This window comes from Acidimicrobiales bacterium (assembly GCA_040219085.1).
Classification (GTDB): Bacteria; Actinomycetota; Acidimicrobiia; order Acidimicrobiales; family JAVJTC01; genus JAVJTC01.
This window is the reverse complement of record JAVJTC010000020.1, coordinates 99,417-111,087: the sequence shown is the minus strand read 5'-3', so window position 1 is coordinate 111,087 and position 11,671 is coordinate 99,417. Positions and strand designations below refer to the sequence as shown.

Below are 11,671 nucleotides of genomic sequence, written 5' to 3'. Positions count from 1 at the left end.
ATCACCTTTCCTCATCTGACGGGCCCCGGATCGACAGACCTCCCGAGGCGGCCGGACCATCCGTCCCGCAGCGCCGACATGTTCTGACGGAGGCTCCGCCCGGCCACCCGGGGGCTGAACGGGAGGTTCACGAGGGGCTTGAGAAGACCGGCGGTCACCGACACGAACAGCGCCGGCACGACAAGACCGTACCTGCGGTAGATCCACACGAGGTTTCGCAAGCTGTAGTAGCGCCGCCAGGTGGGCGGCGTCACCCGCCCCGACACCCGCCCCGGTCGGGCGCTCCCGCCCAGCCCGTGAACAGCGGCCAGCCCCGCCGACCACACCGTGAAGCCGCCCGCCCGGAGCCGCAGACCCAGCTCCAGGTCGTCGAAGCCGAAGAACAGCTCGGCGGGCCCCACGCCGACACGCCGCAGCGCGCCGACCCGGTACAGGGGCAGCGAGTTCCCCGACACGTAGTCCACCTCGACGGGGTCGGTGTCCGGCACGAAGCGCAGCCGCCCGGTCCACCGATCGAGTCGGGCCCCCCACGCGCCGACCGCTCCGCAGTCGTCGCCCCTCGCGGTGAGGTCGGCGGCCACTGCGGCGATGGCGGCGAGCGTGTCGTCACGCACCGGCGGATCGTCGTCGTCCAGCAGGAACATCCATTCGTCGTCGCCCGCTGTGGTGAGGAGCTCTCCCATGCCCGCGGCGATGGCACCGGCGGGCCCGGTGTTCTCCGGCATCAGCAGGTGGTCGACCCTCTCAGCCACGTCCGCGGCCGCGCGCACCAGGTCGGCGACCACCGGAGACGCCTCGTTGTCGACGACCACCAACCGCTCCAGGCGGACCGTCTGGCCACGGAGCACATCGAGGTACCGGGCGAGGTCATCGTGTCGTCGGTAGGTGACCAGGATCCCATGCAGCGCGGGGCTCACAACCAGATCTTCCTCACCCCGACGCTGCCCACGACCCGCCCCCAGCGGTTGGCGGCCACCCAGAACCACCGGCACCGCTGCTCAGCCCGGAACAGCAGCGGCAGGTACACGACGAGCCAGGCCCACCCCTTCCACTCGAACCGCGGCGGAGTAGGGGCGCCCAGCTCTTCGGCGCGGCGGGCCAGCAGCGGGTGGCTGCGACCGTAGAAGAAGCCCTGGCGCACCAGATCGCGCGTGGCGGTGCGGAAGCGGTAGTGGACCACCGCGTCTGGGGCGAAGCCGATGGGGACGCCCGCGGCGTGCAACCGCAACGCGTACTCGTGGTCCTCGAGCCCGTCGAAGTGCTCGTCGAAGGGACCGACACGATCCACCAACTCGCGCCGTAGCCCGAAGTTGCAGCCCGGCAACATGGCCACGCTGCCGCGCCGTAGCGGCGTCGACATGTCGTTGCGGCCCCGGCTGGCCGCCAGCGCCGGGGTGTTGAGCATCTCCAGCTCGACGGGACCGCCGACCACTGCGTCGTGCGACAGCGCGTCGACCATCGACGCGACCCAGTGCTCAGACACGACGTCGTCGCCGTCGCACACCAGCACCATGTCGGCACGGGCCGCCGCGATGCCGACGTTGCGGGCGTAGGCGACACCGCTTCGATCCGTTGCCCTGACCACACGGAGATCCAGGTCATGGCGCAGAGCACAGGCGACGGTGTCATCCGTCGAGCCGTTGTCGACCAGTACGACTTCGAAGGGCCCGGTGAAGGTCTGGCACTCGAGGGCGTCGAGTTGCGCGTCGATCGTCTCTGCGACATCGCGCGCGGGAATGACCACAGACACCTCGGGGGGCGCGCTCACCTCGCCGTGCCGGACAATTCGGCGCGGCCCAGCGTCTCGCCGAGAAGATTCCCCAGGACCCACGTCCATCGATATCGGCCGCCGCGGGTCCGAATCGAGGGCAGACGGCGCGCGAGCCACAGAGCGTTGCGCCACTTGGGTCCTTGCGCGTCGAGTCCCCGTTCGCGCAAACAACGGCGGATCCCCCGCCGCCCGGCCCCATAGGCGCGTGCCTGTCGCCAGTTCGTCGCCAGCTCGGCCCGCAGCCGGTAGTGCACGACCATGTCGGGGCAGAACCCGACGGCGTAGCCGTTGTCGAAGAGCCGCAGCGCGAACTCGATGTCCTCGGCGCCGCGGCGCTCGTCGAAGTAGCCAACGGCGTCGACCACGTCGCCGCGCACCGCCAGGTTCGCGCCGTTCATGAACGGGAACACCCCGTCGAACATCGGACACTGGTCGACGCCGACCGCTCCTCGCGCGCCACGGAGCCACGGTGGGTTCAACGGGTCATAGTCGAGCGGACCGGTCACAGCAGGGTGCGCCGCGAGACCCTCCACCACGGCACGCACCCACCCGCGGGCCACCACGTCGTCGCCGTCACAGAACGCGACGGCGTCACCAGTGGCGTGTCGCATCCCCAGGTTGCGTGCCGCCCCGACCGAGCGGGTCATCCCGGTGGGACCGGTCACGACCGTGACCCGGGGGTTCGCCTTCGCGGCACTGCGGGCGAGCTCGAGCGTGCCGTCCACCGATCCGTTGTCGGCGATGATGATCTCCCAGTCACCGTCGTGGTCCTGGGCTCCGAGCGCCTCGAGCTGGGCGGGAAGGGTCGCCGCAACGTCCAGGACCGGAACGATCACCGACAGCTTCACGGCGACGTCGCCCCCACCAGCTCGGTGACCATCTCCTCGAATCGGTCGACGAGCGCGTCCTCGGCGCGTTCCGCCGCCACGCTGTTCTGGCGGGCGAGACGCGACAGCTCCTCGTAGTGCGCCGCGTCGGTCCACAGCCGGCGCAGCTCCCGTTCCCACACGTCGAGTCCGCTCGCCGGGTCGACTAGCACACCGCCGGCACCGGCCACCTCCGCGATGCCCGGCCGATCCGCTCCGAGCACGGGAATGCCGTTCGTCTGGGCCTCGGCGACCACCCGCGGGCGGTTGTCGTCGCCGTAGGGGACGAGCAGCACCTTCGCGTCCCGGTAGACGTCCGCGATGCGCGACGTGAACCGACGCAGCTCCAGGTTGGGAAGCTCGCGGCAGCGGGCCTCGAGAACCTCGAGGTTCTCGCCGGTCAGCGGCCAGGACTCCTGGAGGACGAAGCGCACCTCGGGCAGCACTTCGGCGAGAGAGAGCACCACATCCACCCCGTAGTCGGCGATCGGGTTCACCAGCAGCGCCACGCTCCTCGTCGTCTCGGCGCGGCACCGGTCACGGTCGATGATCGACGGGATCGTCGTCGCGTCGTACCCCTTGTCCCTTGCCCGCCGCGCGTGGACCTCCGCGTTCGCCACGACGCGGTCGGCCGCGTCGGGCCGGTCCAGGTGACCGAGCGACTCGTCCTCTCGCAGGTACAGAACCGTCGGGACCCCCGCAACGCGGGCGCGACCCAGGATCTGGCGCCAGGCGGGACGGCTGATGCTGTAGCCGACTACGACGTCCACGCCGTCACCCAGACGGCGCATCGCCTCGTTCTCAGGAACGTCGACGGCGACCACTGTGACGCCCGCGCCGGAACGCCTCTCGGCACCGGAGCGGCGCAGGTGGCGGGCCGCCCACCACGACAGGTCCTCGAGCGGCGTGCCGGAGAGCTTCGTCGACAGGTTGACCGCTCGCCGGTGAAACGTCTTCAGCATCGAGTGCCCACGGGTCCCGTGGATCATCTCCACCTCGTGGCCCCGCGCCGCGAGGCGGTCGGCCAGCAGGTTCGAGCTCTCGAGCGCTCCGCCGAAGGCGACGCTCGTCACGAACGTGATGCGCATCGCCGGTCACGCTACCGGAGAAGAGGGCGGGCCCTGAGACGGTCGAGCGCCTCCGGGCCGTATCCTCGAAGCCCTGTGCAGGTCTCAAGGCCAGGTACTGCCCGCCGACTGGTAGAGCAGTGATCGACGTCATCCGCCTCCTGAGGCCGTATCTGATCTGGCTGCTTCCACTCGCCGTCCTCGCCGCGCTCGCAGCCGTGGCTGAGACGGTCGCTCTCATCTCCATCGTGCCCCTCGCCAAGATCGTCGCCGACGGCAACGACTCGTTCGCCGGCACCATCGGCCCGTTCGACATCGATCTCTCGATCGATCAGCTCCTCGGCATCGCCGCTGTGTCGGTCCTGGCATCGCTGGTGTTCAGCCTGCTCAGCGCGTTCAGTATGGCGAAGCTGATCGCCACGTACCTGTACCGGGAACGGATGGGACTGTGGGACCGGTATCTGAACGCACGTTGGGAGCAGCAGTCCGCAGAGCGCGAGGGGCGCCTGCAGACCCACAACGGGTTCGTGACCAGCGGCGCGCAGGGTCTGTCACAGCTCAGTGCCCTCACGGTCGCCGGCGTCAGCGTCCTCGTGATGGTGGTGGCCGCGTTCACCATCAACCCGGTGTCGACGCTCATCATGATCGGCCTCGGGAGCGTCGTCGTGTCGATCCTGATCCCGATCAACCGTCACCTCAAGCATCTCGGACGACACACTTCACGGGCACGCATGTCGCTCGGCGAGACCATCAGCGAGGTCTCCACCCACACCCTCGACTTCCGGGTGTTCGGATCCATGACCGTCGCCCGCCGACTCCTCGAGAAGGACACCCGCCGGGTCCGGAACCTCGAACGCCGCGCGGCCACGATCCGTGGGGTCGTCACCCCCGCCTACCGGACCCTGGGACTGCTCGTCGTTCTGGCGCTCTTGTTCATCGGCTCGCGCCAGGCCGACCTGAACGTCGCCGGCTTCGGCGCCATCGCACTGCTTCTCTTGCGCTCACTCGGCTACGGATCGCGCCTTCAGAACAGCGTCGGGACGATCATCGGTGCCGTCGGACCGCTCGAACAGCTCGAGGAGACCCGCCGTAAGTTCGGCTCGGCGGCGCAGCGGTTCGGCGACGAGACGCTCGGGACCATCGAAGACATCGAGCTGCGACGACTCGCCTACGTGTACCCGGACGCCGACGCGGCCGCAGTCCGCGACGTGGACCTGTCGCTGCGGCGCGGTGAGGTCGTCGGACTCGCCGGACCCTCGGGCAGCGGGAAGACGACCCTGTCCCACGCGCTCGTCCGCCTCCGAGAACCGACCGGCGGCCAGTATCTCGTCAACGGCCGTGACGCCCGCGACTACGACGTCGAGTCATGGACAGGTCAGGTCGCGCTGGTCCCCCAGGCACCCGCGCTGTTCCACGGCACCGTGCGCGACAACATCAGCGTCTACCGAGAGACCGTCGACGAAGCAGCGATCACCGCCGCCGCCCGGGCCGCCGGCATCCACGAGACGATCTCCGCACTTCCAGACGGCTACGACACGGCCATCGGCGCAACGCTCCGCAACCTCTCGGGTGGGCAGGTCCAACGCATCGGCATCGCCCGTGCGCTGGCCGGCCGGCCATCACTGTTGATCCTCGACGAGCCGACGAGCGCGCTCGACGTGGCAACGGAGGGCTTCATCCAGGAGACACTCGAACGCATCCGCGGCGAGCTGACCATCGTTGTCATCGCCCACCGCCTCACGACCCTGACGATCTGCGACCGGATCGTCGAACTCGACAACGGCCGGATCGTCCGCGTCGGGCCGACCGAGCAGATCCTTCCCGGGCTCGAGACCGCCCACCTCGGCTGACAAACCACATCGACGGAGGAACGAATCCATGCGAGTCCTGGTAACCGGAGGCGCGGGGTTCATCGGCACGAACGTGTGCCATCTCCTGCTCGAGACGGACGGCGTCGCAGGTGTACGGGTGCTTGACGACCTGTCGACCGGGTTCCGTCACAACGTCGACGAGATCGACGTCGAATTCCACGAGGCGACACTCCTCGATCCTGACGCCGTCTCCAGGGCCGTCGAAGGATGCGACTCGATCATCCACCTCGGTGCGCTCGGCAGCGTGCCCCGATCCGTCGCCGACCCGATGGCGAGCCACGAGGCGAACGCCACCGGCACCCTCAACCTGCTGATCGCAGCTCGCGACGCTGGGAACCTCCCCGTCGTCGTCGCGTCGTCGTCGAGCGTCTACGGGTCCGTGCCGGACCTTCCCAAGCACGAGGACCTCCCGACCAGGCCGATGAGCCCTTACGCGGCCTCCAAGCTCGCCACAGAGTGGTACACGCTCGCCTTCCGTGAGTGTTACGAGCTCCCGGCCCTCGCCTTCCGGTTCTTCAACGTGTACGGCCCCCACCAACCGGCGCACCACGCCTATGCACCGGTCATGCCCGCCTTCATCGAGGCGGCCCTGTCCGGGGAACCGATCCCCGTCCACGGTGACGGCACCCAGAGCCGGGACTTCACCTACGTCGGCACCGTCGCCGAGGTCCTCGTCGACGCGGTGATCAGACAGGTCAGCCATCCGACACCCGTCAACCTCGCGTTCGGGTCCCGTATCGATCTCCTCCAGATCATCGGGCACCTCGAGGAGATCCTCGGCCGCCCCCTCGAACGCAACCACGGCTCGAACCGCGCCGGCGACGTCCCCCACACCCAGGCCGACCCCACGCTCCTCGAGAGCCTCTTCCCCGACGTGACCCCCGTGGAGTTCCGTCCCGGGATCGAGGCGACCGTGGAATGGTGGCGGAGCCTGAGGTGACGCCCATCGTCGGCTACCGGGGCAAGCGGCTGCTCGACGGGGTGATCCTCGCCGCGGTCTCGCCCGTGGCGCTGCTCGTCGGCGCCGTCGCCGCTGTGGCCGTCAAAGTCACCTCGCGTGGGCCGGTCCTGTTCCGTCAGGAGCGCATCGGACTCGACGGCGTCCCGTTCGAGGCCCTCAAGTTCCGTTCGATGCTCGACGGCGACAACCCGCTGATCCCCGCAGACGACCGCATCACCACCGTCGGACGCGTTCTGCGGCGCTTCTCCCTCGACGAACTCCCCCAACTGATCAACGTCGCCCGTGGCGACATGAGCGTGATCGGACCCAGGCCCACGGTGCGCGAGCAGGTGGAGCGCTACGACGACTTCCAGCGACGTCGACTGGAGGTGCGGCCCGGAATCACGGGGCTCGCGCAGATCAACGGCCGCAACTCGATCCCCTGGGACGAGCGGATCCGCTACGACGTCGACTACGTGAACCGCTGCTCGTTGCGGCTGGATCTGTCGATCCTCGCCCGCACGTTGGGCGCCGTGAGCTCGGGCGAAGGTGTCGAGGGCCACCCCGACGACGACCCGATCGTCACTGGCTGACCTGCCTGCTCCCGCGGTTCGCCGAATCGGCACTCGCACCAGTGACCTGCTCGAAACTCACGACCACCTCGCGAACAGCGTGATCGACGCACCAGGTCGACCACCGACCGTGAAGGCCCACCATGTCGCGATAGCGAACGACGGCCCGCACGCTTCGATAGACGATGCTCAGGGCTCTGCGGTAGCGGGTCCTTCGCAGCAATCGCAGCACCATGCGCGAGTTCCGTCTGACGAGACGGACGACAGCATCGGTACGACCGATCGTCAGCGTGCACGAGACGGCATCGCCACGGGCGACCAGGTACTCGAGACGCCGGAGGTGACACCGCATGTCCGAGTCGAAGAGTCTCGTGATCGAGACCTCGACCAGGATGACGCCGTCGAACGAACGGAGCCGGTCCAGGTCCCTCAGCTCGATCCGTCGGACGGGGGAAGCGTCGCGTCTGAGTCCGAGGACTGACGCGAGCTCATCGAGGCCCGCTTCCGTCGTCGCCGAATCGAGCAGCGTCGACTTTCCGGCCCCGTTCACCCCGGCCACGATCACGACAGTGCCCACTCGCCCCCTCCCGACACGAGATCGTCGGCGCCCCGAGCGTAGTGTCACCGTCCGGGCGGCGAGATCGGCTCACAGACGTCCCTCGACCACCGCTGTACGCTCGCCGGATGCGCCTCGTCATCGTCGGAGCGGGAGGTCACGGGCGCGAGGTGCTCGACATCGTCGAGGCCCTGCGTGAGCAACACGACGTCCCCGAATTCGCGGGCTTCGTCGCCGACACCGTCCCCGCCCCCGAGCTTCTCGAACGACGCGACGCCCCTCACATCGGCGCGCTCGACCTGCTCGAAGAGCTCGACGTGGCGTACACGCTCGGAATCGGGGACGGTTCCACCCGCCGGGCGCTTGACGAACGTCTCACCGGCTGGAACCGCACAGCGATCACCCTGGTTCACCCTGCCGCCACGATCGGATCCGACGTCGAGCTGTCCCCCGGGGTCCAACTCGCGGCGGGAGCCCGGGTCACCACCAACGTCCGCCTCGGGCGCCACGTCCACCTGAACGTCAATGCAGTCGTCTCCCACGACTGCCGGGTCGGCCGGTACTCGACCCTCTCCCCCGGCGTCCACCTCAACGGCTCCGTGACCGTGGGCCGTGAAGTCTTCTTCGGCACCGGAGCGATCGTCACACCCGGCATCACCATCGGCGACGGCGCACGAATCGGAGCCGGCGCCGTGGTGCTCGACGACATCCCAGGCGGCGTGACCGCCGTCGGTGCGCCGGCATCCTGGTGACGATCCGTGCGGCACCAGATCGACCACACGGGCGCAGCACCGTATTGTCGGGCCCTGTGAACCAGGGAGGGGAGTAAGCCTCGTGACGACGCCACGTGTGAGTATCGGCATGCCGGTTCGCAACGGTGAAGCGTTGGTGAGCCAGGCGATCCGCTCCCACCTCGAACAGACTCTCGAAGACTTCGAGCTCGTCATCTGCGACAACGCCTCGACAGACGCCACCGAAGAGGTGTGCAGAGAATTCGTGGCAGCCGACCCTCGCGTCAGCTACCACCGTCAACCCGAGAACGTCGGAGCAGCCCGCAACTACAACGACACGTTGGCCCGAGCGAGCGGGCGCTACTTCAAATGGGCCGCTCACGACGACGTCGTCGAGCCCACGTACCTGGCGCGCTGCGTGGAGCGCCTCGAAGACCGACCCGACGTGGTACTCGCCTGCTCACGCATCGCCCGTATCGACGCCGAAGGGAAGGCTCTGGGGGTGGAGGAATACGGGCTACGTGTCGAGTCCCCCCGCCCTTCGGTCCGCTTTCGCGACATCGTGGCCAAGAACCACTCGTGCTTCCAGATCTTCGGTGTCATGCGAACCGACATCCTCAGGCGCACGCCCGGACACGGGGCCCACGTCGGCGCCGACCGGAACCTCCTCGCCGAGATGGCGCTCTACGGCCCGTTCGCCGTCGTCGACGAGGTGCTGTTCAAGCGACGCGTCCACGAAGGCGCCTACTCGGGATCACACATGAGCCTCCAAGAACAGGCGAAATGGCATGATCCGCACGGCAACCATGCGAGCGGCGACGACATCCGCCGCGCAGAGTACCGTGCCGCACTCGCGCGAACCGCCCTGTCGGACTCCGAACGACGCGCGTGTGAGCGGGTCCTGCGTGTCGACTACCCCCTCTCCAAGCTCGCGTATCAGCTACGGCGACGTGCTGCGCGGGTCAAGCGGCGGCTGAAAGCGGCGCGGGCGACCTGACCCGTGCCGGTCGCCCGCCAACACGCGGGACTGTCAGACACTCCCTTGCCAAACAGCGGCAGTTGGTGCCTGCTGACGGTGCTTCTAGCCTCGCCACATTCGTCGGATGAGCGGTTGGCGAGGTGCCGTTCTTGGGCGCGGCTTCGCCGCCGGGTCCCTCGCCCGCATGCTGCGGCGTCTGGGCCTCGCAGTGGATTCGACACGCCTCGGATCCGACGACCGGCACATCCTCGCCGATGCACGGCTCTCGAACGACGGCGAGCGACCACAACCCGACGACGCGGATGTCGAATCCGTTGTCGCTGCCGCGCGCCGGTTCGCCGCAACCACCTCCGCCATGATCGAACACTGGACTTCATTCCTCCACGACAAGGCTGACCGCGACGAGCGTGTCGTGCTGTGGGGTGAATGCCGAGGTCCACGCACTGCGGCCCCGTTCGTCCTAGTTCGGTCAACACTGCAGATCTGGTGGCGATGCCGACACCGAAGCGACAGGGCGCCTGACTCACGGCCTCCTCAGAGGTCGAAGTACGGGCTCAGATGGCTACCGTTGCCTCGTGCGATCCACGGGGCGCGTGCGGCCATGATCGATGTCATCCGTCTACTCCGCGGCTATCGACTATGGCTGATCCCCCTCGCCATGTTCGGCGGTCTTGCTGCAGCCGCGGAGACTGTTGCGCTGATCGCCATCGTTCCGCTGGCGAAGATCGTCGCTGATGGCGAGAACTCGTTCGACGGCACCCTCGGCCCGTTGGACCTGGAGCTGTCGGTGGATCAACTGCTCACCATCGGCGCTGTCGCCGTCTCGGCCGCCCTACTGCTGAACATCACCACCGCTTTCAGTGTTGCGAGAGTGAACGCTCTCTACCTCTACCGGGAGCGCATGGGCCTCTGGCAGCGCTACCTCAACGCCCGCTGGGAGCGCCAGTCGGCCGAGCGCGAGGGCCGCCTCCAGTCGCAGAACGGCTTCGTGACGAGCGGCGCGACCGGGCTCGTCCAGCTCAGCCGTCTGACCATCGCACTCGTGAGCGTCATTGTGATGATTGTGGCCGCCTTCACCATCAACCCGATCTCGACACTCATCATGATCGGCCTCGGGTCGGTCGTCGTCGCAGCGATGATCCCGATCAACCGGCTCCTCAAGACGCTGAGTCGAGACACCTCGCAAGCCTCGCTATCCCTGGGTGAGACCATCAGCGAGGTCTCGACACACACCCTCGACTTCCGGGTCTTCGGCACCAGAGACGTGGCCCACGATCACCTCGAAGGACACACACGGCGTGTCCGGGATCTTCAGAAGCGTGCGATGTCGATCGGCCAACTCGTCACGCCCGCCTACCGTGCACTCGGCCTGTTCGTCGTACTCGCGCTGCTGTACATCGCCTCGCGCCAGGACGATCTCAACGTCGCCGGATTCGGGGCAATCGCGCTGTTGCTTCTACGTTCGCTCACGTACGGACAGCAACTCCAGAGCGGCATCAGCAGCATCATCGGCGCCGTCGGCCCTCTCGAACGGATCGAGGAGTCACGCAGGTCCTTCAACGAAGCTGTCGAGGCCTTCGGCGACGCCAATCTAGAAACGATCGAGACCATCGAGATGCGCGGGCTCGGCTACACGTACACCGACGATGACCAGCCGGCCGTCCACAGCGTCGACCTGGTCGTGCCTCGCGGCGAGGTCATCGGTCTCGCCGGCCCCTCCGGCAGCGGCAAGTCCACTCTCTCACAGATTCTCGTCCGCCTGCGCGCTCCGACCGAAGGCCGCTTCCGTGTCAACGGCCGCGACGCCCACGCCTACACCGTCGACTCCTGGTCCCACCAGGTTGCCCTCGTCCCCCAGGCCCCCGCACTCTTCCACGGAACGGTGAGGGACAACATCACCGTGTACCGATCCCACGTCGACGACGACGCTCTCCAGACGGCGGCCCGGGAGGCGGGCATCCACGAGACGATCATGTCGTTGCCCCACGGGTACGACACCGACGTGGGCGCCACCATGCGGAACCTCTCCGGCGGCCAGATCCAACGCATCGGCATCGCCCGCGCTCTCGCCGGTCGGCCTTCGCTGTTGGTACTCGACGAACCCACCAGCGCGCTCGACGTGGCCACCGAGGGCCTGATCCAGGAGACGCTGGAGCGGATCCGGGGCGACCGGACGATCGTGATCATCGCCCACCGGCTGACGACGCTGTCCATCTGTGACCGTGTCGTCGAGCTGCGCGAGGGTGAGATCTTCCGGATCGGGCCGACCGCGGAGATCCTCCCCAGCCTCGAGACCGCACATCTCGGATGAATCCGAC

General features: G+C 68.1%; 11 protein-coding genes. 6 read left to right on the top strand and 5 right to left on the bottom strand.

The window, feature by feature from the left end:
- Positions 1-11 precede the first annotated feature (11 nt).
- From RIE08_07980 to RIE08_07965, 4 genes are read right to left on the bottom strand one after another with little or no spacing between them, the layout of a single operon-like run.
- A complete protein-coding gene (locus RIE08_07980) occupies positions 12-917 on the bottom strand; it encodes a glycosyltransferase (GenBank protein ID MEQ8717537.1) in 906 nt (301 codons plus the stop codon).
- Positions 914-1,837, bottom strand: coding sequence for a glycosyltransferase (locus RIE08_07975; protein ID MEQ8717536.1), 924 nt, complete (start codon positions 1,835-1,837; stop codon positions 914-916). The genes RIE08_07980 and RIE08_07975 overlap by 4 nt, the downstream gene beginning before the upstream one ends.
- Positions 1,765-2,619, bottom strand: a complete 855-nt coding sequence (locus RIE08_07970; protein MEQ8717535.1) for a glycosyltransferase — start codon at positions 2,617-2,619, stop codon at positions 1,765-1,767. The genes RIE08_07975 and RIE08_07970 overlap by 73 nt, the downstream gene beginning before the upstream one ends.
- Entirely contained in the window at positions 2,616-3,725 is a 1,110-nt protein-coding gene (locus RIE08_07965; protein ID MEQ8717534.1) for a glycosyltransferase, read from the bottom strand. The genes RIE08_07970 and RIE08_07965 overlap by 4 nt, the downstream gene beginning before the upstream one ends.
- A 119-nt stretch (positions 3,726-3,844) precedes the next feature.
- On the opposite strand from RIE08_07965, the gene RIE08_07960 reads away from it, so the two are divergent.
- Genes RIE08_07960 through RIE08_07950 form a run of 3 tightly spaced genes read left to right on the top strand, consistent with a single transcriptional unit; the run spans position 3,845 to position 7,108 of the window.
- Positions 3,845-5,554: an ABC transporter ATP-binding protein gene (locus tag RIE08_07960; protein MEQ8717533.1), complete on the top strand. Its 1,710-nt coding sequence runs from the start codon at positions 3,845-3,847 to the stop codon at positions 5,552-5,554.
- A gap of 28 nt (positions 5,555-5,582) precedes the next feature.
- Positions 5,583-6,515, top strand: a complete 933-nt coding sequence (locus RIE08_07955) for an NAD-dependent epimerase/dehydratase family protein (GenBank protein ID MEQ8717532.1) — start codon at positions 5,583-5,585, stop codon at positions 6,513-6,515.
- Positions 6,512-7,108, top strand: coding sequence for a sugar transferase (locus RIE08_07950; protein MEQ8717531.1), 597 nt, complete (start codon positions 6,512-6,514; stop codon positions 7,106-7,108). Before RIE08_07955 ends, RIE08_07950 begins: the two co-directional genes overlap by 4 nt.
- On the opposite strand, the gene RIE08_07945 is transcribed toward RIE08_07950, so the two are convergent.
- A complete protein-coding gene (locus RIE08_07945; GenBank protein ID MEQ8717530.1) occupies positions 7,098-7,664 on the bottom strand; it encodes a hypothetical protein in 567 nt (188 codons plus the stop codon). The two genes, RIE08_07950 and RIE08_07945, sit on opposite strands and share 11 nt — an antisense overlap.
- A 107-nt stretch (positions 7,665-7,771) precedes the next feature.
- On the opposite strand from RIE08_07945, the gene RIE08_07940 reads away from it, so the two are divergent.
- The 3 genes from RIE08_07940 to RIE08_07930 all read left to right on the top strand — a co-directional run bounded on the left by RIE08_07940 (position 7,772) and on the right by RIE08_07930 (position 11,664).
- Positions 7,772-8,395 carry an acetyltransferase gene (locus RIE08_07940; GenBank protein MEQ8717529.1) on the top strand — a complete coding sequence of 208 codons (624 nt, stop codon included), beginning with the start codon at positions 7,772-7,774 and terminating at the stop codon, positions 8,393-8,395.
- An 82-nt stretch (positions 8,396-8,477) separates the two neighbouring features.
- Positions 8,478-9,371 carry a glycosyltransferase family 2 protein gene (locus RIE08_07935; protein MEQ8717528.1) on the top strand — a complete coding sequence of 298 codons (894 nt, stop codon included), beginning with the start codon at positions 8,478-8,480 and terminating at the stop codon, positions 9,369-9,371.
- Positions 9,372-9,954: 583 nt separating this feature from the next.
- On the top strand, positions 9,955-11,664 hold the full coding sequence (locus RIE08_07930) for an ABC transporter ATP-binding protein (protein ID MEQ8717527.1): 1,710 nt from the start codon (positions 9,955-9,957) through the stop codon (positions 11,662-11,664).
- Positions 11,665-11,671: the final 7 nt, after the last annotated feature.

Excerpts from the sequence above, each read along its gene's own strand:
- RIE08_07975 (MEQ8717536.1), bottom strand. The coding sequence starts at position 1,837 with ATGGACGTGGGTCCTGGGGAATCTTCTCGGCGAGACGCTGGGCCGCGC.
- RIE08_07965 (MEQ8717534.1), bottom strand. The coding sequence starts at position 3,725 with ATGCGCATCACGTTCGTGACGAGCGTCGCCTTCGGCGGAGCGCTCGAG.
- RIE08_07955 (MEQ8717532.1), top strand. The coding sequence starts at position 5,583 with ATGCGAGTCCTGGTAACCGGAGGCGCGGGGTTCATCGGCACGAACGTG.
- RIE08_07940 (MEQ8717529.1), top strand. The coding sequence starts at position 7,772 with ATGCGCCTCGTCATCGTCGGAGCGGGAGGTCACGGGCGCGAGGTGCTC.
- RIE08_07930 (MEQ8717527.1), top strand. The coding sequence starts at position 9,955 with ATGATCGATGTCATCCGTCTACTCCGCGGCTATCGACTATGGCTGATC.